Origin of the sequence: Desulfopila inferna (assembly GCF_016919005.1) — a bacterium.
Taxonomy (GTDB): Bacteria; Desulfobacterota; Desulfobulbia; order Desulfobulbales; family Desulfocapsaceae; genus Desulfopila_A; species Desulfopila_A inferna.
In genome coordinates, this window is the sequence record NZ_JAFFQE010000003.1 from 225,157 (window position 1) to 246,709 (window position 21,553).

16 protein-coding genes, 1 tRNA gene and 1 pseudogene are annotated in these 21,553 nt (G+C 50.5%); 10 read left to right on the top strand and 8 right to left on the bottom strand.

Annotation, left to right across the window (positions count from 1 at the left end; genetic code table 11):
* Window positions 1–3 precede the first annotated feature (3 nt).
* Both recN and JWG88_RS21910 read right to left on the bottom strand, forming a co-directional pair.
* Complete coding sequence (recN, locus tag JWG88_RS09260) at window positions 4–1,728, bottom strand: DNA repair protein RecN (RefSeq protein ID WP_205233448.1); 1,725 nt, start codon at window positions 1,726–1,728, stop codon at window positions 4–6.
* Window positions 1,729–1,819: 91 nt separating this feature from the next.
* Window positions 1,820–1,999 (bottom strand): annotated as a pseudogene (locus JWG88_RS21910) (SelT/SelW/SelH family protein); the annotation flags it as partial.
* 582 nt (window positions 2,000–2,581) lie between these two features.
* Here JWG88_RS21910 and JWG88_RS09270 point away from each other — a divergent pair.
* Window positions 2,582–3,760 carry a deoxyguanosinetriphosphate triphosphohydrolase family protein gene (locus JWG88_RS09270; protein ID WP_205233450.1) on the top strand — a complete coding sequence of 393 codons (1,179 nt, stop codon included), beginning with the start codon at window positions 2,582–2,584 and terminating at the stop codon, window positions 3,758–3,760.
* The gene (locus tag JWG88_RS09275; protein ID WP_205233451.1) at window positions 3,757–5,535 is read left to right on the top strand and encodes a chloride channel protein; all 1,779 of its coding nucleotides are present in this window, start codon (window positions 3,757–3,759) and stop codon (window positions 5,533–5,535) included. The genes JWG88_RS09270 and JWG88_RS09275 overlap by 4 nt, the downstream gene beginning before the upstream one ends.
* 29 nt (window positions 5,536–5,564) lie before the next feature.
* Here the strand turns inward: JWG88_RS09275 and pstB are convergent, their stop codons facing one another.
* From pstB to phoU, 5 genes are all read right to left on the bottom strand, one after another.
* Window positions 5,565–6,362 (bottom strand): phosphate ABC transporter ATP-binding protein PstB, encoded by a 798-nt coding sequence (pstB, locus tag JWG88_RS09280; protein ID WP_240194393.1) that lies wholly within the window; start codon window positions 6,360–6,362, stop codon window positions 5,565–5,567.
* 294 nt (window positions 6,363–6,656) lie between these two features.
* The gene (locus tag JWG88_RS09285) at window positions 6,657–7,706 is read right to left on the bottom strand and encodes a PstS family phosphate ABC transporter substrate-binding protein (RefSeq protein ID WP_205233453.1); all 1,050 of its coding nucleotides are present in this window, start codon (window positions 7,704–7,706) and stop codon (window positions 6,657–6,659) included.
* A 56-nt stretch (window positions 7,707–7,762) separates the two neighbouring features.
* Window positions 7,763–9,031, bottom strand: coding sequence for a phosphate ABC transporter permease PstA (gene pstA, locus JWG88_RS09290; RefSeq protein WP_205233454.1), 1,269 nt, complete (start codon window positions 9,029–9,031; stop codon window positions 7,763–7,765).
* Window positions 9,032–9,067: 36 nt separating this feature from the next.
* On the bottom strand, window positions 9,068–10,456 hold the full coding sequence (pstC, locus tag JWG88_RS09295; protein ID WP_205233455.1) for a phosphate ABC transporter permease subunit PstC: 1,389 nt from the start codon (window positions 10,454–10,456) through the stop codon (window positions 9,068–9,070).
* 43 nt (window positions 10,457–10,499) lie between these two features.
* Complete coding sequence (gene phoU, locus JWG88_RS09300) at window positions 10,500–11,195, bottom strand: phosphate signaling complex protein PhoU (RefSeq protein WP_240194364.1); 696 nt, start codon at window positions 11,193–11,195, stop codon at window positions 10,500–10,502.
* A gap of 207 nt (window positions 11,196–11,402) precedes the next feature.
* Here phoU and JWG88_RS09305 point away from each other — a divergent pair, with 207 nt between their 5' ends.
* The 7 genes from JWG88_RS09305 (at window position 11,403) to trxB (ending at window position 20,322) form a co-directional block, all read left to right on the top strand.
* On the top strand, window positions 11,403–12,137 hold the full coding sequence (locus JWG88_RS09305; RefSeq protein WP_205233456.1) for a response regulator transcription factor: 735 nt from the start codon (window positions 11,403–11,405) through the stop codon (window positions 12,135–12,137).
* Window positions 12,134–13,969, top strand: a complete 1,836-nt coding sequence (locus JWG88_RS09310) for an ATP-binding protein (RefSeq protein WP_205233457.1) — start codon at window positions 12,134–12,136, stop codon at window positions 13,967–13,969. The genes JWG88_RS09305 and JWG88_RS09310 overlap by 4 nt, the downstream gene beginning before the upstream one ends.
* A gap of 161 nt (window positions 13,970–14,130) precedes the next feature.
* Window positions 14,131–14,376 (top strand): hypothetical protein, encoded by a 246-nt coding sequence (locus JWG88_RS09315; protein ID WP_205233458.1) that lies wholly within the window; start codon window positions 14,131–14,133, stop codon window positions 14,374–14,376.
* 36 nt (window positions 14,377–14,412) lie between these two features.
* Window positions 14,413–16,083, top strand: a complete 1,671-nt coding sequence (locus JWG88_RS09320; RefSeq protein ID WP_205233459.1) for an ABC1 kinase family protein — start codon at window positions 14,413–14,415, stop codon at window positions 16,081–16,083.
* Between the two features lie 312 nt (window positions 16,084–16,395).
* Window positions 16,396–17,418: an ABC transporter substrate-binding protein gene (locus JWG88_RS09325; RefSeq protein WP_205233460.1), complete on the top strand. Its 1,023-nt coding sequence runs from the start codon at window positions 16,396–16,398 to the stop codon at window positions 17,416–17,418.
* A gap of 131 nt (window positions 17,419–17,549) precedes the next feature.
* Window positions 17,550–19,022 carry a sensor histidine kinase gene (locus tag JWG88_RS09330; protein ID WP_205233461.1) on the top strand — a complete coding sequence of 491 codons (1,473 nt, stop codon included), beginning with the start codon at window positions 17,550–17,552 and terminating at the stop codon, window positions 19,020–19,022.
* A gap of 352 nt (window positions 19,023–19,374) precedes the next feature.
* On the top strand, window positions 19,375–20,322 hold the full coding sequence (gene trxB / locus JWG88_RS09335) for a thioredoxin-disulfide reductase (RefSeq protein ID WP_205233462.1): 948 nt from the start codon (window positions 19,375–19,377) through the stop codon (window positions 20,320–20,322).
* 4 nt (window positions 20,323–20,326) lie between these two features.
* On the opposite strand, the gene JWG88_RS09340 is transcribed toward trxB, so the two are convergent.
* On the bottom strand, window positions 20,327–21,124 hold the full coding sequence (locus JWG88_RS09340) for a 4Fe-4S binding protein (RefSeq protein WP_205233463.1): 798 nt from the start codon (window positions 21,122–21,124) through the stop codon (window positions 20,327–20,329).
* Window positions 21,125–21,412: 288 nt separating this feature from the next.
* On the opposite strand from JWG88_RS09340, the gene JWG88_RS09345 reads away from it, so the two are divergent.
* Window positions 21,413–21,489, top strand: a tRNA-Arg gene (locus JWG88_RS09345).
* The last annotated feature ends 64 nt before the right edge of the window (window positions 21,490–21,553 follow it).

The window sequence follows — 21,553 nt, forward strand, 5'->3', positions numbered from 1 at the left end:
AAGCTATGACGGCGGATCGGTATTTTCGACCGGATCTCCTGTCTGTAGCAGTTGGCTTTTTGTTAGTAATTCACGGGCCCAGGCGTGGGTCTGATCGGTAGGGGAATCTCCCGCCAGCATCCGGGCAACTTCTATTTCACGCTCTCCTTCGGAAAGCGCGGTGATCAACGACAGCGTACGGCCACCGTTGACGCTCTTGTGCACACGAAAATGAGCAGTCCCCCGCGCGGCAATCTGCGGGAGATGAGTGATGCAGAAAACCTGATGGTGACCAGCCAGTTCCTGAATTTTCCTGGCGACGGCTTCCGCAGCTTCCCCGCCGATGCCCGCATCAACTTCATCAAAGACCACGGTCTCAACCATATCCTTGCGGGCGAGCAGACATTTGAGGGCAAGCATCAGGCGGGACAATTCTCCGCCGGAGGCTATTTTGGCAAGCGGTCGGGAAGGCTCACCGGGATTAGCGGAGAAATAAAATTCAACCTTGTCCCAGCCGGCAGGCCCGATTTCGTCGACACTCCCGGCAATTCCCTGCCACCGCACCTCGACTGCCGCCTGGTTAAAAGCAAGAGAATGAAGTTCTTTCTCCATGGCATCTTCAATATGCTCTGCAGTGGCCTTTCTTTTTGTGCTGAGTTCCCGGGCTTTTTGGATGAGCTCAGCGCGCAGCCTTTTTACTTCCTGCTCCAGCTCGGTGAGTTGGCTTTCCAGATTGTCCAAACGTTCCAACTCGACCTCCGCTTCCCTGGCGCATTGCAGAACCAGCTCTATGGTTTCACCATACTTGCGCTTCATTCTCTGGACCAGGTCGATCCGTCCGGTGACCTGTTCCAGACGATAAGGATCGCTTTCCAATGAGTCGCGATACTGCCGCAGTTCCATTATCATGTCTTCAGCCTGGAAACAATAACCACTGATACTTTCGGTCAAAGCAAGGGCATCTCCATCAAGCTCGGCTATCTGCTCCATGTTTTTCCTGATCAGGTTCAGTTCATCCGACACTGTCGATGAGAATATCCTGTAAGATTCCTGGCTGATTTTTATCAGGCTGCCGGAATTTTTCAGCTTCTTTTTCTCAACGGCCAGCTCTTCATCTTCACCCGGCTGCAGGGCGGCCTCCTCTATTTCGCTGAGCTGATATCTGAGAAAGTCGCGTTTCTGCTCCTTGTCCTGTTCCTGTTTTTTCAGATCAGCCAGCTCGGCACTTCGGCTCCGATAGGTTTTATAGAGCTCTCCCAGCTCAGTCCGCTCCCACCAGTGCTCACCGAGAGTATCAAGAAAGTCGAGGTGAAGATGCGGCTGGAGAAGCTGTTGATGATCATGTTGACTGGCAACATTGATGAGATAGTCAGTAAGCTCCCGTACCACTTTGGCGGTGGCCAGGGAACTATTGATATAAATCCGGCTGCGCCCTTTATCGGAGATGACCCGCTTGATAATCACCGTGGTCTCATCACCGAATCCCCCCGCGGAGAGTTTACCGAGCAATTGCCTGTGACTGGGGCTCACTTCGAACAACGCCTCGACCGTGCACTGTTTCGCGCCGCTGCGGACCCAGTCCGCCTGTGCTCTGTCGCCGGTGAGCATTTTAATGGCGCGGAGCATGATGGATTTACCCGCACCGGTCTCACCTGTCATCACCACAAGTGCCGCACTGTCATCGGGATCAAAAGATAGATGAAGCGACTCGATGAGAGCGAGATTCTCAACTTTCAGTTCACATAACATTGCTCAGCTAACCCAGGTTGGATAATTTCGTAAATAGTCATTGATCCGGATGGACACATAAACACGTTAATTTTTGCACAGAAACTCGCTTTTACTTCATTTTTTTTATCAGTGCGAGGATCTCTCCGTCACGGGGAAATCTCTTGAGATTTTTCTTGGAAAATAAACTCCTGCCTTCAACACTGATCTCAAAGGCACCGCTGGAGCCTGCTACACATTCTACTTCCGCACTTAACTCTCTTTTCAGCTCGCTTTCCAAACTGGAAGCTCGCGGTTTATAATTTCATCTGGCACAATACTCTATTCTGACATCCATGACATCCTCCTCCTGTTTATCTGTTGCTTTACTCCTGATAATCTCATAAAAAGTGATCGAAGTGACCGAGATGGACTCTGGAATTTACCAAAAACCTGCCATCAAATAAACAGGCTCAACTTAAGATATAGAGACCCACTCTGCAAGTATTAACGGACAGGCGATTTTTCATCACCTCTTCTGCCGTGCCCTGTTATTCCTCGACCTTGCGGATAGCCGCTGGATCAAAGAAATATACATTATCCTGATCAGCCCTAATCCTCAGATCAAGGTCGCAGCTCTCTTCACGGGTCTCTGCAGCCCGGACGGCTGCAGCGAAGCCCCCATAGGCGGGTTATGGCGTCCCGATAGAGCAGTCCCGGCCCTGGGCTGGAATACTGAGTTTAAGGTAATCAGAAATATTATTTTTCTTGACACATGCCGGTTGTATTTTCTGTGCTCTATAACTAAGGTAGATCTCTTCCCGATGGAAGATGTCCTCCGGAAAAGCGGAAAGAAAAGACAACGCAGGCGACACATACAACATTTAATGGATAAATGTCTGATTTACTAGATATACTTAACGACTTGAATGCGGCTGAACAACACAGCCTTTCACCCGCGGCGACTAATTCGGTCGATGCCGTGAGGAGAAACGAGGAGGAAAAAACCGGTCACAGGCAATCCTTTTCACTTGATGCCGACAGAATATTGCACTCACGCGCCTATTCCCGGTACATCGACAAGACCCAGGTATTCTGCCTGGTTTCCAATGATCACATCACCCACAGGATTCTTCACGTTCAGCTGGTCTCCAGAATTGCCAGGACAATAGCCCGCTTTCTCTACCTCAACGAAGATCTGGCCGAAGCAATCGCTCTGGGACATGATATCGGTCATCCGCCGTTTGGGCATGAGGGTGAGAATTTTCTCTCGGAAATATGCGAACGCCATGGTCTCTCGCCTTTCCAGCACAATATTCAGTCCGTCCGTTTCCTCGACGCTCTGGAGAGGAAGGGAAAAGGCTGGAACCTTACCCTGCAGACCCTTGACGGCATACTCTGTCACGATGGAGAAATCCATGCGAAACAACTGACTTCCGCCTCCATCTCCGATTTCAGCGATTTCGAGAGAAAACTCAAGGCCAAGGAGAAGGATCGGAGCCTGAACCTTGTGCCGATGACCCTGGAAGCCTGCGTGGTTCGGCTGGCGGATACCGTGGCCTATATCGGCAGAGATATTGAAGATGCCATCATTCTGGGACTTATCAAACGTTCCGACATTCCCACCCACTGCAGGGAAGTACTTGGCGAAACCAACGGCACCATTGTCTACTCCCTGGTGACGGATCTCATAGCCTCAAGTTCCGTGCCGAAACCCGGCGAATACGGTTTTACCGGGATACCTCGAGTGGGCTTTTCCGAAAAGGTCTCCGAGGCGCTCTATCAACTCAAACAATTCAACTATACCCATATCTACCTCAACCCCGTGACTAAGCAGTATATTCCACTTGTGAAAAACTGTTACGAGAAACTCTTTGCCTCTTTTCTCGACCACCTGAAAAAGGACAGGAACAGATTTTCTCCTCAGGTTGATCTGATGACGGATATGGGTGAGACCTATCGCAGAAAACACTCCCCCGAGGCAATGGTCAGGGATTTCATAGCCGGAATGACAGATGACTTTTTTCTTCAACAGGCTGCCAAGATTGGTTGTAAAATACCCCGAAAACAATGAAGCTCAAATACTCAAGCCTTATTCCCGGTGAAAATACCCGAATCATCTTCATTGCCGCCTTTATAGGCGTGATGGCGGGTCTTCTCAATATCATTTTCCGCACCGTCGTCGATTTTACCAATGAGGTATTTCTGGTGGGCGGAAGCGAACTCCTCAACATCGACCAGGGCGGCTGGAATCTTCTGCTGCTGCCGCTGATCCCTATTTCGGGTATGATTCTGCTGATCCCGCTCTCCCTTCTCTTTCCCGGCGAGGTCAATGGATATGGGTTCACCAAATTTCTGCGCAAGGTTAATCTCGAGGGCGGCTACATCAAAGCCCGAACCATCGTCCTGAAGATCCTCTCTACCGCTTTAACCATCGGCACCGGCAACTCCGCCGGAGTGGAGGGCCCCATAGCTCAGATCGGCGGGGCCATGGGTTCTCAGGTGGGCCAGTTTTTCAGGGTCTCGGGCAACCGCAGGAAGGTTTACATCGCCGCGGGCTGTGCCGGAGGCATTGCCGGTATGTTCAACGCCCCCATCGCAGGGGTGTTTTTCGCCTCGGAAATTGTCTTGCTGGGCACCTTTGAGGTATCTTCCTTCGCTGCCCTGGTTGTTGCCTCCTCCATGTCGACGGTTCTTACCCGCGCGTACTACGGCGCCCATCCGGCCTTTTTTATCCCGGAATATACCCTGGTCAACCCCTATGTCGAGATTCCTCTCTATGCGATCATGGCCGTTATTATGGGAGTGGTCGCGGTCTTCCATATCCGGATTTTTTACTTTGTGCGCGACAAATATCTTCAATGGAAAATTCATCCTCTGCTCAAGCCAATCAGCGGTGCTTTGTTGATCGGCATCATCGGTATCGGCTTTCCTCAGGTCATGGGCGACCGCTATGATTTTGTCGAGGATGTTCTGCATGGCGAAGGTGCCTTCCGGCTTCTTTTCGCCCTCGTTTTCCTGAAAATTTTTGCCACCGCCATCACTCTGGGATCGGGTGGCGCAGGCGGCGTTTTCGCACCTGCCCTTTTTATCGGCGCCATGCTCGGCAGCACCTTCGGCTCGGTGGCCAACAAATTTGTGCCGACGATGACGGCAGATCCCGGCACCTATGCCACGGTGGGAATCGGCGCCTTTCTCGCCGCCTCGACCCACGCCCCGATGACCGCCATTTTCCTTCTTTTTGAGATGACCGGCAATTACCTGATCATCGTTCCGCTGATGCTCACCTCGATCATCGGCACCATGGTGGCGCGCACCTTTAACAAAGACTCGATCGATACTGTCGATTTCAGCCGCGAAGGCATCGATATCCATGAAGGCCGTGAGGCCGCCGTTATGAAATCACTGCGTGTCGGCGCGGCGATGACCGAAGATGTCGATTATATCAGCGAACGTGCCAACATCAATCAGCTCTTCGAGATCTTCCGCATGGCCAAGAGAAGCTTCTATTTTCCGGTAGTGGATGATTCGGGCAAACTGACCGGTATCGTCTCGATGCAGGATATCAAAAACCTGATCCACAGCGATTACCGTGACCGCGTCGGTCAGTTGGTGGGCTCGATATGCAACAGAAATGTTATCTTTCTCACCCATGACGACACACTCTATACGGCAATGAAGGTTTTTGACGTCAAAGGCATAGAAGAAATACCCGTGGTGGATGACCGCGAGAGCAGATGGGTCATCGGCATGATCAAGCGCAGAAATGTGATAGCTGTTTATAACCGGGAAGTTCTCAACCGCGGCATCAGCGAAAAGGTGGAGTCCATCAATTTCACCCATGGCTGAAAAGCTTACCTTCAGATGCTCTACGGGGATTACCCGAACCTCCCGGTGATATAATCCTCTGTCAGCTTGTGACGGGGATTGGTGAAAATCCTCGTGGTGGCGCCGACCTCCATCAGATCGCCAAGATGGAAATAGGCTGTACGCTGCGATACCCGGGAAGCCTGCTGCATGGCATGAGTAACGATGACTATGGAAAACTGCTCCCTCAACTCGGCAATAAGCTCCTCGATTTTGGCAGTGGCGATAGGGTCCAGCGCCGAGCAGGGCTCATCCATGAGAATGACCTCGGGGCTCACCGCTATGGCCCTGGCAATGCACAGCCTTTGCTGCTGACCGCCTGACAGACCTGTTCCCGGCTGTTGCAGCCGGTCCTTCACCTCTTCCCATAATCCGGCACGCCTCAGGGAATTCTCCACAACCTCATCCAGCTCTGCCGCACTGGTGGTCAATCCGTGAATGCGCGGTCCGTAGGCGACATTATCGTAGATTGATTTCGGGAAGGGATTGGGTTTCTGGAAAACCATGCCGATCCTGGCACGAAGAGGAACGACATCGACGGACTTACCATAAATATCCATGCCGTCCAGGAGTATGCTCCCTTCAACCCGGCAGCCGGCGACGGTGTCATTCATCCTGTTGAGACAGCGCAAAAACGTAGTTTTGCCGCAGCCGGAAGGCCCTATCATGGCCAGTACTTCATTGCGTCCGACATCAATGTTGACATGACGTATCGCACTTTTCCCGTCATAATAGACACCTACATTCCGGCAGGTCATTCGGGGGGATTCAACGAAAGGTTGGCCCACAGGTAATCGCTGCTCCTCCATTTTCGATTCCGTTTTTCCAACGGCTTCGTTTTCAGAGAGAAATGCTGCTGTATAGGGCTGTGCCTCCAGATTGGTTGCTAAAGTTACCATAATTATTACTCAATGGTTGAGGTGGCTTCCGATGGAAGCTAAAATTGCAGGCCTGATCTCCCCGCCCGCAAACAGGGAGACCAGCCAAGTGACCGAGATGGACTGGGAAAAAAGCTTGATGGTAGGCGTAGTATCTGAAACGTCTATTTGGCAGTACATGTTCAGATCGACAACGACGTAGATCCAGCTTTTACGAGTCCATCATTATTGAATTTCGATAGTTTTCAGATTCTTAACATTGTCGGCATATTCCTTTCGCTCTTCCACCGGCATGGGGATCATGCCTTTGTCGGTAAGATATCCTTCATCACCCCAGGCTTTCTCCGATGTGAATTCCGCAAGAAAGGCGTTTATTCCGGGGATAACGTCCATGTGAGCCTTTTTTACATAAAAGAACAGCGGCCGGGATACCGGATATTCACCTTCGGCAATGTTATCAAAAGTCGGAGCCTTGCCGTCCACGGTCGAACCCTGGATAACATCGGTATTCTGATCGAGAAAGGAGAATCCGAAAATACCCAGAGCGGCAGGGTTGGCCTGCACTTTCTGGACGATAAGGTTGTCGTTTTCGCCCGCCTCGATATAAGCCCCATCCTCACGAAGGGTGTGGGCAATGTTCTTGAATGCCTTTTTGTCCGATTTACTCAACGCCGCCAGGTTAGCGAATGTTTTTGCTCCACCTTCCATCGCCAGTTCGACAAAGGCATCACGGGTACCGGACGTCGGAGGAGGACCGAGAACCTCGATTTTTGTAGCAGGAAGGGATGCATTGACATCTTTCCAGGTCATATACGGATTACTGATCAGTTTCTCCGGATTTTGAGGATCCGGTACCTCTTTGGCCAGTGCCAGGAAGATATCCTTGCGGCTTAATTCCATACGCTCTGTCTCTTTGGAGTTGGCCAGCACAATGCCGTCATAGCCGATTTTTACTTCAACAACATCCTTGACGCCGTTTGCCGCACATTTTTCCAGCTCCGAACTTTTTACCGCGCGGGAGGCATTGGTGATGTCGGGATGGGAGACGCCCACTCCGGCACAGAAGAGCTTGAAGCCGCCGCCAGAGCCGGTGGATTCGATTTTCGGGGTTTTAAATGAACTCGATTTACCAAAATTCTCCGCAACAACCGTGGCGAAAGGATATACGGTTGAGGAACCGACGATCGAAATGTAGTCACGTGCCGCATGGGCACCATTCACGCCCATAAGGGACAGTGAGAATACACCTGCTGCAATAATGCTTTTTACTTTCATTGTTTTTTCTCCTGAATGAGTTGTGTTAATTTTTCTATAAAGGGTTTCCCCCGGTGCTACCATTTGATTTCAAATTTTTTCCGCAACACCACTGCAGTTGCGTTCATGAGTATAAGAAAGGCCAGCAGAACCATGATCGCCGCCGATGTTCTTTCGGTGAAGGCACGTTCGGGACTATCGGACCAGAGAAAAATCTGCACCGGCAGTGCCGTGGCGGGATCGGTGAAACTTGAGGGAACATCGACAATAAAGGCCACCATGCCGATCATCAGCAGCGGTGCCGTTTCACCGAGTGCCTGAGCCATGCCGATAATTGTCCCTGTCAACATGCCGGGCAAGGCAAGCGGCAGAACATGGTGAATTATGGTCTGGAGCTTCGATGCTCCGACACCAAGAGCCGCCTCGCGAATTGAAGGAGGGACCGATTTAAGCGAGGCACGCCCCGCTATGATTATGGTCGGCAGGGTCATCAGGGTTAATACCAGCCCTCCGACAATGGGCGTTGATCTGGGCAACCCAAAAAAGTTTATGTAAACAGCGAGTCCCAGAAGTCCGAAAATAATGGATGGTACCGCTGCCAGATTGTTGATGTTGATCTCTATGAGGTCGGTCCAGCGGTTATTCGGTGCATATTCCTCAAGGTATACAGCTGCGGCGACACCAATGGGAAAGGAGAGGCCGAGTGTGATTAAAAGCATATAGACAGAGCCCTTCAGAGCGCTCATTATGCCCGCCAGCTCAGGCTCCCGGGAATCTCCGGAAGCAAAAAAGATGGTGTTGAACCTTTTTTGGATTTTTCCAGTGGTTTCCAGGCTGCCGATCCACTCAAGCTGGCTGTCGGAGATGCGCCTCTGGGATTGCGGCATGGTCGGATCTATTTTCCCCTTCATATACATGTCGACATCATCATCGGCCGGAACCCAGACGGTCCGGCTGGTGCCGATAAGACCGGGATCTGAAGCCACCAGGTCCCGCAGGGCATAAGGGGCACCGGGGCTTACCAGATGGTAGAGCTTCCTTTTTTCTTCCCGCGAAGTAACCTCGGGAAATTCTTCCCGTAGACTTTGTTTGACAAGCCCGGGAAAATCGGCGGCTAAGAGGTTTTCATGGGCAAATACCTCTTCGTCAAAAGAGATGTCCAGAGCGATATATGTCTGCAGGAAAGCGCTGTAGCCATTTGAGATAATGGAATAAAAAAGAAACAGCAGAAAGAGCAGCGCCGAGAGTATCGCGGTAATTCCCATTTTGCGGAAGAACCGCTCGGCACGATAGCGCCGATGCAGCCCTTTCTGAATGGTTGCGTTAATATGTTGGTGATCATTCATGAAGCAAGTACCTTTTTATACTGATTCGCAGTTAGCCTATTCGTATTGTTCCCGGTATCTTCTGACAACACGCAGGGAGATAAAGTTAAGAATGAGGGTAAAAACAAAAAGAACCAGACCAAGAGCGAAGGCCGCCAGTGTTTTGGGGCTGTCAAACTCCTGATCACCAACCAACAGCGTCACAATCTGCACGGTAACGGTGGTGACCGCCTCAAATGGGTTAGCCGTCAGGTTTGCCGAGAGCCCCGCCGCCATGACCACAATCATGGTTTCCCCGATAGCCCTGGAAACGGCGAGGAGGACACCTCCAACGATTCCGGGAAGGGCTGCAGGTATTATCACGCTGCGGATGGTTTCATATTTGGTGGCGCCGAGAGCATAACTGCTGTCGCGAAGGGTCTGCGGAACGGCATGAATCACGTCATCGGAAAGAGACGAGACAAAGGGAATGATCATCACGCCCATTACCACGCCGGCGGCCAGTGCACTTTCCGAAGCGACGTTCAACCCGAACACCTCCCCGGAGTCGCGTATCATCGGGGCGACAACCAGAGCAGCGAAGAAACCGTAGACAACAGTCGGGATTCCGGCGAGGATCTCAAGCAGTGGTTTGGCGATTGTCCGAAAATTCCCGGCTGCATATTCAGAGAGATAGATAGCCGACATCAGACCAACCGGAATAGCAACCATCATGGCGATCAGGGCAATAAGCATGGTGCCGGCAAATACAGGCACCGCCCCGAAGGCACCGGAAGAGCCGGCCTGGCCTTCACGGATTGCCATCTGCGGGCTCCAGTCCAGGCCGAATAGAAAATCAGAGACCGGAATAATTTTAAAGAAACGTATAGCCTCGAAAAGAACGGAGAACACTATGCCGATGGTTGTCAGTATGGCTATTGCCGAACAACCGATCAGAAAATATCGGACCAGCGTTTCCACAATATTGCGCGCCCTTAGGGCAGGCTTGATTTTAGTGTAGGCATAAAAGGAGCAGATGCAGATCACTGCCAGTAATATATAGCTTATTAGCGACCTGAAATTTTCCTGTAGATTGAGATAGGTATGGGCAGCCTCTCTGACCACGACATTGTCGACGCCGACAATAATATCTCCGGCCACAGCATTTTTGATGTCGTTGATGATCAGGCCCAGTCGTGCAGGTGACAGATCATGAGATTCGGGAGGAAGACTCCGGGTGATGAGCGATGTTAGAATGCCCGGCTCGATAATCTGCCAGATACCGTAAAGTATAAGAGCCGGCAGACCGCACCAGATCGCTGCAAAAATCCCGTGATACCCGGGAAGGGAATGGAGTACTCTTCCGCCCGTCCCTGTCCGGGCAAATTTTAGCGCACGGGTCTTTCCTAACACATAGACGATATAGGAGAGAAGCAGCAATAATGGTATAAAGTAGTTATAGATCATCGGTAACAGATCAGTAGAGATTTCTTTGAGGTTCACTCATTCTTTATGAAACTGTTCTTATAATGGTGCCCTCGACAAGATAGACCACCTCTTCGGCTATGTTGGTCGCCCGGTCTGCTATCCTTTCCAGGTGCCTGGCCAGCAGGTAGGTGTTAATCAGACAGTCGGCATGAAGCGGATAAGCCGGTATCATGCGGGTAATATGCTTATAGGCTTGATTTCTGAGGGAATCGACCTCGTCATCAATCAGAAAGACTTCTCTTGCCGCCTGGGCATTACGCTGTACCAGAGCATCAAGACTCATGCGCAGCATCGTGGTCACCTTTTCCGACATGGTCTGAAAATCAAAATTGACATCGAGCGGCCGGCATTTGGAAATCGTCTCGACCCGCATGGCGATGCTAACCGCAATATCGGCAATGCGTTCTATCTCGTTATTGATCTTGATTACAGTAATGAGAAAACGAAGATCGCCTGCTACCGGCTGGTGTAGAGCCATTATCTTCAGGCAGTCTTCTTCGATTTCAATTTCCATCTCATCAATCTCATAATCGGAGAGAATGATAGACTGAATGGTCTCCTGATCCTGAGTAAGAATTACCTGAGCGGCCTTTCGCACCCGGTCTTCAACCTTCGAGCTGAGTTCCAGAAGCTTTTTATTGAGATTTTCCAGCTCATTGTGGAATGTGTAATATGGCTGCATGGTATCGATCGACTCCTTCTCAGTACATGGTTTCATTTTTTCGTCCATGCTGAGAAGATAGAGGATGATTATTTCCGCTCTGTTAAAAGAATATTAGGATTGTGTTAGTGAGGGAGAAAGCTCTTGCAGGGGTGATCAAAATAAAGCATCTTTTTGTGAGAAGCAGGCGAACAGGAGACATAGTGTACTGCCGTCACTCCAGGTTTTTATAGGAGCGCCAAAATTCAACACAAAGATTCTTAAATGAAAAAACACCACATTCTGATAGTTGAAGATGACAGCGACATTCAACAGCTCGTCAGTTACAACCTGATCAGAGCGGGCTTTAATGTCACCTGCGCCGATTCCGGTGAAGAGGCCCTCGAGTGTCTGCAGAGGGAATCTTTTGACTGCATCCTCCTCGATCTTATGCTGCCGGGGCTTTCCGGAATAGAAGTGTGCAGGTATTTACGGAAAAACAAAAAAGACACTATCACCAGCGCCCCGATCATCATGCTGACCGCCAAGGGGGAGGAGGAGGACATCATTGTCGGGCTGGAAAGCGGCGCCGATGATTATATTCCCAAACCCTTCAGTCCCAAAGTTCTCATAGCCAGGATTAAAGCGGTCCTGCGCCGTAGCGAACAGGGCAAGGAAAATAAAGGTGCCGGCTACCGGCAGACGCTTACCATTGACAACCTGAGCATCGATCCGGCACGGCACGAGGTTCGGCTGGGTGAAGAGCTGTTGCAACTGACCATGACCGAATTCGGTATATTGACCTTTCTCGCCAAAAAGCCGGGTTGGGTCTTTACCCGTCAGCAGATAATTGACTCGGTCAGGGGATATGATTTTCTAATCACTCCCCGGGCCATCGATGTACAGATATTCGGACTGCGCAAAAAGATGAGAGGAGCGGGAAAGATGATCGAGACCGTCAGGGGAATCGGCTATCGCCTGAAGACCAGCCGGGAAGAGGAAGATGGTGAGATATCATGAAGCAGAGAAAACTCATCTGGCAGATTTTTCCGGCCAATCTTCTGATCCTGCTGTTGACGGTGGCCTGTGTTACCTGGTTCGGCAGAGCATCGCTAAAATCATTTTATCTCGACGAGTTGGAAAAAGGGCTCATCTCCCGGGCACACCTGGTCAAGCCCCTCATCTTGGAAATGCTGCAGCAGGATGAGATCACCAGACTGCGCCAGTACAGCAAAAGCGCGGGCAGAGAAGCCAATACCCGCATTACGATCATCAGACCTGACGGCAAGGTAGTGGCTGATTCCAATGAGGATCCCTCCACCATGGAGCTGCATCACACCAGGACGGAAGTCAGAGCCGCTCTGCAGGGAAATACGGGTAAATCGCTGCGCTTTTCCAGGACCCTGGGACAGGAGATGCTTTACGTCGCCATTCCGATATTTGACGGGTGGAAAAGGGATACAGCTTTACCGGCTACCACGGAAATTCAGGCAATCCTGAGGATGTCGGTTGCGGTGGAGGCTATCGAAGTTGCGCTGCAGGATATTTTTGGCAAGATATTATTCGGCGTCTTCCTTTTTGCTTTTTTGGCCGCTGCCGCCTCCCTGCTGGTCTCTCGAAATATCAGCAGGCCCCTCGAGGAAATTAAGCGGGCGGCAGAACGATACTCGAATGGGGACTTTTCCGGAAAAATGACCAATTTTCAAAGATCCGCTTCACTGGAAGTGGTGACGCTGGCCACCGCTATGGAGAAAATGGCGGCCCAGCTCAACGAACGGATCGAGACCATCAAGTCTCAGCGAAATGAACTCGAGACTGTCTTCTCGAGCATGGTGGAATCCGTAATTGCCATAGACAGCCACGAGCACGTCATAAATATCAATACAGCCGCGGCTGAGCTGTTGGGGATCGAGGAGAATTTTGCTCGAGGAAAGATGGTCCCGGAGGTGCTGCGCAATGTCAAACTTCAGCAACAGATCAAGGAGGTGATCAGGACCGGTTACTCACTGCAGGACGAGATCGTTCATTCCGATAATGGCGGCGACAGATTCCTGCAAACCAATATTGTTCCTCTCAATGACCAGATGAACAGGATCCCTGGTATTCTGGTGGTCCTCAATGACGTAACCAAGCTGCGGAGGCTTGAAAATGTACGCCGTGATTTTGTGGCCAATGTTTCCCATGAGCTGCGTACACCGATAACTTCCATTCGCGGCTATGTTGAAACTTTGCTCGATGGTGCCCTGGAAAACAGAGAGGATGCCGTCAGATTTCTAAAAACGGTTATGCGACAGGCAGAGCGCCTCAACGAAATTATCGAGGATCTTCTGGTGCTCTCCCGAATCGAGCAGGAAGCCGAGGAAAATCAGATCAAGCTGGAGACGAGCAGCCTCTGCAGAGTGCTCGAGGTTGCGGTAGAAACCTGCGGACGACTGGCGGCGGAGAAGGATATTTCGGTTTCACTGGCCTGTCCTGAATCGATTCAGCTGAAAATCAACGAAACGCTAATGGAACAGGCCCTGGTCAATCTGCTGGTCAATGCGATTAAATACAGCAGAAAAGGAGACAGGATAGACGTCACGGCATCGTCTGCCGCAGATCATGGCCGGAATGTGGTAAAAATCAGCGTCAGCGATACGGGAGTAGGAATTGCCTCAAACCATCTCTCCCGCCTCTTCGAACGTTTTTATAGAAGCGATAAGGCCCGTAGCAGAAAAGAAGGCGGAACAGGTCTGGGACTTGCCATTGTCAAACATATCGTCCTGGCCCATAAAGGCCGAATCGAGGTGTCCAGTACACCCGGTATGGGGAGCACCTTCACAATTACCCTGCCACGAAATAACAGCGAATAATCTCCGGCCAGGGAATCTAATGAACACTCCGGTTTAAGAGAAAAAAATTGCCGCTATGGCACCAATCGGCTAAGATTAATTTGGTTTTGGAACTCTACGACCACATAGATCGGGCTTGTTATGAAGCCATCAATCTTTCCCTTAACCAGGAGTACATGAAGATGAAAAACGGTCAATGTCCACGTTGCGGTGCCAAAGAAATTTATTCCGGTGCCGACATTCCCCTGAAGAGCGGCCCGTTCGGCAGCAATGCCATCCCCATCAGTCTGACCTCGATGGCCGCACTGGATAATTATATCTGCGTGTCCTGCGGCCTGGTGGAGAGCTACATAGAGGATCCTGCCAAACTCGAGGATGTGGCCGACCGCTGGAAAAAGATCGCTCCGGACAATGGAAGCGAAGATTAACTCCTGATCACGTGCAATAAAAGGAATGACCACCATATGAAAGGACTACGCCGCTTCGGGGCCATTACCGGAGTACTGGTCAGACATGGTTACGGCAATGTGATCGAACGGATGTTTAAGCGATCCCGGAAAAAAGATGCCGAGACCACACCGGAAATTTCACCGGCGTTCCACTCACCCGCCCGCATCCGCCGGATGCTGGAAGAGCTGGGTCCCAGTTTTATCAAGCTGGGTCAGCTGATGAGCGTCCGGGCGGACGTCTTTCCTGTAGAATATACCGAAGAGTTCAAGAAGCTCCAGGACAGTATCCCACCGGTACCATTCTCCTCCATCCGGGATGTGATTGAAGCCGAGTTGGAGGTGCGGTTAAGCGATATCTTCTCGAAATTTTCACCCGAGGCCATGGCTGCCGCCTCCGTGGCCCAGGTCCATGAAGCAAGACTTAAGAACGGCGACCGCGTGGCCGTCAAGGTTATCCGGCCCGGAATCGAGATCAAAATCCGCGATGACATTCATGTGATGCGGTTTTTTGCGGAAAGGTTGGAAAAGATGTTCGAGTTTGCCAGGGTCATCGGCCTCATCAACCTGGTGAAGGAATTCGAGCGCACTATTTTCAGAGAGCTCGATATGTATATCGAGGGCGGCAATATCGAGAAATTCGCCGCTAATTTCAAGGGCAGCAAAGAGATCTACACCGCCAGGGTCTATTGGGATTACTCATCCAAATCCGTCTTGGTCATGGAGTATATCGACGGCATGAAGATGGACGAGGTCGAGAAAATCCGCCAGGCCGGCATCGATCCCAAGGAAGTCGCCATGATCGGCTTGCGCTCATTTTCCCGCCAGCTCATGGATTTCGGCTTTTTCCATGCCGATCCTCATCCCGGCAATACCATCGTCATGTACGACGGCCGGGTTAGCCTGGTCGATTTCGGGATCATCGGCTACCTGGACGAAGAAACCATGACCCAGGTGGCCAATATCTTCCTCGGCTATGCCGAACACGATTACGACATGATCATGGACGCCTTCCGCGATGCCGGTATTATCGACGAGGAAGTTATCGACCTCAAGCGTTTCAGAGCGGATCTCAAGGATATGAGCGAACCATTCTACGGTCGTTCCCTGCAGACGATTGCAGTAAAAGACGTCTATGAACAGGTGATGCGGGTAGCCTACAAATACCACATCCGTCTGCCCCGCAACCTGCTTCTGCTCCTCAAAACGTTCGTGCAGACAGAAGGACTTGGTAAAATACTGGGCAGCGACGCCAGTATCCTGGAGGTCACCCGGCCCTACGCCAAAAAGCTGGTGCAGCGCGGCTACGACACCCAGAGTCTCCTCAAGAACATGGGCCGGGACACCCGGACCATGGGTACCTACCTGAAGATGATGCCCCGCCTTACCCATGCCATCTTCAAACGGACCGCCGAAGGCCGGCACCGCCTCGAGATTCGCCACCGGGGCCTCGAGTCCATTGCCAATAAATTTGAACGCGGCCTCAATCGAGCAGTGACAGCGATAATCATCGCTGCCTCGACCATTGCCGGCTCCCTGGTGCTCAACTCCCCTGACCCGATCATGAATATCTCCCTGGGCGATTTCAGTGTTTCTCTCACCACTCTGCTGGGTATCCTGGGCTACAGCATAGCCACATTTCTCGGGCTTTGGCTGATCATCTCGATCTTCAAATCAGGAAAGATGTAGCCTGATGGTGCATTTTTTGACCGGTCAATCCTGGCATTTTTATTCCGATGGTTTATTAAGAGGATTTAGCCTCCTGTCGGCGGGCCGAAACGGAGAGCCTCTTTTATCAAAATTTCTGTCTTGCTGATGAGGAATGCAAATTTAAAGGGGGTCATCAAGATGATAATCATGGTGTAGTTATTGAACTCAATGAGAAAATGCGATACCTTAACCGTTGAAGATGGATATACGGAAAAACGTCTTCATACATCCCATCATACGGATCGGGAGTACAACAAGACCTGAAAAAGACAGCTGCAGGGAGCATCGACAATGAATATTCAGTATACCCGATCTTTAAAATGCAGGCTGCTGTATATCATCGCCCTCTTTCTGCTGCCAACCTCCCTCTTGCCGGGAGCGATTTCCGCCGGGGCAGCTTCGGAAGAACAGGATTCCATCACCATCGCAATGGAGGCAACAGCGGTCAACACTTTGATCTATGTTGCCCATAAACAGAATTTTTTTGCCGACAATGGCATCAGGCTGATCATCAAAGACCATTATCCTTCGGGAGCGGCAGCAACTGAAGCGATGCTGTCCGGAGAGGCCGACCTTTCCACCACTGCCGAGTTCGCTATAGTCAGATATGCCTTTGCCGGAAGAAAAATCTGCACTCTCGGCAGCATCGACAGGTTTATGCATATGAAGCTGATCGCTCGCGCAGATGGGGAAATTGTCACCCCAAAAGATTTTTCCGGCAAAAGAATCGGGGTCGCGGTCGGGACTGCGGCTGAATTCAATCTCGGCCGGTTTCTCGACCTGCAGGGGCTCGATAAAGATTCCGTTATTGTCGAGGAAGTCCAGGCTCCGGATGCGGTTGAAGCTATGACCAAGGGCAGGGTTGATGCTCTGGTCACCTGGCAGCCTTATGTTCTGGATATCTCAAACACTATGGGGGATGCTATACAGATCTGGGACGTCCAGAGCGGACAGCCGATGTACTGCGTACTGATTACCAGCAGGAAATGGTCTGCAGCATATCCCGAACTTAAAAAGAAGTTCATGAACTCACTGCTGCAAGCCGAACAATTCCTGATAGAGAATGAGACCCAAGCACAAGAGATTATGCAGGAATTTCTTGGATATGATGCCGAAGATATCGGGACCATCTGGCATCAGCACCGTTTTTCATTGCGGCTCGACCAGTCGCTCATCCTGGCCCTGGAGGACCAGGCACGATGGATGCAAAAAAATATCCTCCACGCGGAGAAGAGCATTCCGAATTTTCTCGAATATATTGATACAGAGGGTCTTGAGGCGGTCAAGCCCGAGGCAGTTTCCATCATACGCTGATGATAGTTTAAGGTCAGGGTGGGGACTGTGGAGAGCAGCAGCACAGAAACCGGTTTCTATCAGCAGCGGCTCTGCAGATACTTGACTCCGGGAAACCCGGTCAAGCATTTTATTCATAGAAGGGAGATACCTTGAGAATAAGGACCCAATTCACAATGATCGTGGCTGCTTTTGCCGCAATCCTTTTCATTGTTGGAATATCCCTGGTTGTTGCCAGCCGCCAGGCTCAAGTGCTGAAGAAACAGTCGGATACCGCCCACGAACTCGAACTCGTGATCAGGGACCTGAGTTATCTGTTCAACGATTACCTCCTCAACGGAGAAAAAGTTCAACGCGCCCGCTGGGAGACCCGGTTTGACACCTTCTCCCAGATCCTGGAGGACTTTTCACCGGAAGATGCGAAACTTGCAGCGCTGATTGAAGAGATCAAGGTTAATCGTGAACATCTCCAAACAATATTTGCCAATGTAGCCTCCACCCTGGAAGACTACCCTTCTGATGCTGTCGACGATGAGTATCTCTCCATGATTCGCACCTCCTGGAGCAGAATGGAGGTGCAGAGTCAGGGAATAGCCTTCAACACCTCTCAGGTTGCCTGGGCCCTGGAGCAAAAGGCAAACCGGCTGCAGCAACGTACTATTCTGCTTCTCTTTGCCCTGATCGGAATTTTCGGTGCATTTCTGGTAATCAACTACATAACAGTCAACAGGCGAATTCTCATGGCCCTGGCGGACCTTCAGTCAAGCACCAAGATTATTGGTTCCGGAAACCTGCAGTTTACCATCGAAGAAAAAAGGAACGATGAAATAGGAGATCTGTCCAGGGCCTTCAACAGGATGACCAGTGATTTGCGTGCGGTGACAGCTTCAAAAGCGGACCTTGAACAGGAAATAAATGAACGCAAACGGATCGAACAGGCGCTGAAGCGTTCAAACGAAGATCTGGCGCAGTTTGCCTCTGTGGCATCACACGATCTCCAGGAACCTTTGCGGGCCATCGTCGGTTTTCTCCAGATTCTGCAGAACAAATATGGAGACAGACTGGATGAAAAAGGCCGCGAGTATATCAAAAGGACGGTAGATGCAGGCCAGCGCATGCAGGAAATGATCAAAGAACTGCTCGATCTCTCCAGAGTGAGCACCAAGGGAGCAAACTTTGCTCCGACCGATCTCGGTGAAATCATGCAGATAGTCATGGAGGATCTGCAGGCAATCATCCGGGAAAAGAATGTGGAAATTCATTACGCCCATCTGCCGGTTCTTGACGTCGATGCCGGCCAGATACAGCGTCTTTTTCAGAATCTTATCGTCAATGCGGTGAAATACAACACAAGTCCCAAACCTGTCATTGAAATCGACAGTGCAGTCAACGGCGATACCTGCCGGTTCGCCTTTCGTGATAATGGTATCGGCATCTCTGCTGAGTTTCTCCAAAGAATTTTTACTGTCTTCCAGCGTCTGCACAAGCACGATGAATACAGCGGGTCCGGAATGGGGCTAGCCCTTTGCAAGAAGATAGTTGAACGCCATGGCGGCACCATATGGGTTGAGTCTCAACCGGATGAAGGGTCGACCTTCTATTTTACCCTGCCGGTGAAAAATTAAAAAATCGCCTGGTTCTCCCGCCGCTCTATGATGACATTATTGTCAGCATATGCTAAGAATCAAAACCTGCTTTAATAGATTATTAAAAAGATTGTTCTGGAACCGAGAACATTTCAATAGGCCTGGTATTGACAATTTTCCAGCTGAAGAAAAAAATTTCATGATGATGCTTACTCTCTTTCAGGAGAAGCCGCAAATTCCCTGTTTTCGGATATTTCATTCAAGAACGAGGCTGGACAAGTGTTTTGGCCGCAGGTAGTTCATATTCCGAGGACAGAATTTCATGGCGTAACACAAAGACAGGACGAAAGGTCTGTTTTTCACAAAAGCCAGTAATGATTCGGAGGTAATAATGTCAGAAAATGAACTTTATGATGTGATAATAATTGGCGGTGGACCCGCCGGTTTGTCTGCAGGTATGTATGCCAAGCGCGCCGCCCTGAAAACCGTTCTTATCGAAAGAGGGGTATTCGGTGGACAGATGGCTATCACCAAGGAAGTAGAAAATTATCCGGGAATTCCCGATATCGGCGGCTTCGAACTGTCGGAGAAATTTTTAGAACATGCGAAATCGTATGACCTTGAGATTATAGAAAAAGAAGTGGTTGCCACAGAACCGGGAATTGAATACCACTCGGTTCGTCTGGGAGACGGCACCGTTTTGCAGGCCCATGCGATCATCCTCGCCGCCGGCGGCACCGCCAGGAAACTGGACGTCCCCGGAGAAAATGAGAATTTCGGCAAGGGTGTCTCCTATTGTGCGACCTGTGACGGCTTTTTTTTCCGGGACAAGATTGTCGCCGTCGTCGGGGGTGGCGACACAGCACTGGAAGACGCGCTATATCTTGCCAAGATCACCAAAAAGGTTTATCTCATTCATCGCCGCGATGAATTTCGAGGCAGCCGTATCCTTCAGCAACGTGTTTTTGCTGAACCTAATATCGATATCATCTTCAATGCGGTCGTTTCAGAAATCAATTCCGATCTACTAGCCGGCGTCAACGGCCTTACCCTGAAAAACACGCAGACCGAGGAGATCTGGCAGATAGAGACAGAGGGTGTGTTCATTTTTGTCGGTTTTTCCCCGAACAACCAGCTCGTTCCCGCCGGTATAAAAAAGAATTCCACAGGCTACGTCATCACCGACGAAAAATGCGAGACCAATATGCCCGGAATTTTCGCCGTGGGTGACCTTCGGCAGAAATATGCCAATCAGATAGTTCTCGCTGCCGCAGATGGATGCACCGCCGCCCTGGCAGCGGCTATCTATGTGGAAACTCGTAAGGTAACCAAGCCCTGAATTATTAGAAAAAGAGCTGCGGCTCTTTTCTTTCCCGGCAGTTGGTATGCAGCCACTCCGCTTTCTCCACCAGGGGAGGGGCTGCTATACCGATGGCATCTTCAGGGCAGTTCTTGATACAGGCACAACAGAACGTACACTGCTGTGGATCAATCTCTATAGATGTATCAAGAGAGATTGCCCCGGCAGGACATGAAGATATGCAGATTTCACATTGTGTGCATTCTTCAGTATTTATTTGTGGAGTGAACGGTAATTTTTTCATGCTGTCCAGATAAGGAATATCTCCGGGAACCTGGAGCCTTCCCTGCTCCGCCTTCGTGGATATCCTTAGCCGCTCCATCACCTTCTCTCCGAATTCTCCTGCTGCGGAAAGATCGACATCATCGGGTCGACCTTCAGCGACAGGCATCGCCACCGACGAGAAAGAATGCTCTCCGATGAAGGCTCCTGCGGCAACAACGGAAAATGACTGCGCCGTCACAATATCCCGGAGTTCAATCAAGGCATCCTCAAATTCGCGGTTCCCATAAACGACTACTATGACCGCGGGTGAATTATTGCCACGAATACCTTTCAACCGTTCCCGGGCAAGCGGCGCCACCCTGCCTCCATAGACGGGGACCCCTATTATGGCCAATTCATCGCCGTCAATCATTATCTCTCGGTGATGGCCGGGATAAGTCAGATCAAGTTCATCATAAGCATCCGGCATCTTTCCCCCTTGTGCAATTGCCTTGACCACTTTCTTAGAAGTTCCGGTAGGGGAAAAAAAGATCGTCTTGATTTTTGTAATATCCATAAGTAACTCCAGGAAAAGAAAAGTATTTTAAGAAGCAACAGTTATCATTACGATTATCATCGACTCCGGATACACTTTCTGAAGACAAAAAGATTCAATCGTGATCAGGAATCCACGTCATCAGATTACACCCTACCTTGGCACTTGTCATCATCCTGATGGCAATCTGGTTATTTTGCAAAACGATGCCAAGATCGGCCTGAGGCAGCCGTCAGATTTAAAATTCATTACGGGACCGTCAATGTTCTTGACCATTACCGCTAAACATGATATCAGAAACGACGGCTTGCACCCGTAGCTCAGCTGGATAGAGCACCGGACTTCGAATCCGGGTGTCGGGGGTTCGAATCCCTCCGGGTGTACCAAATTTAGGCGATTATCCGAATGCTCAATCGGTTAATCGCTTTTTTTGTCTCATTTGTTCCAATT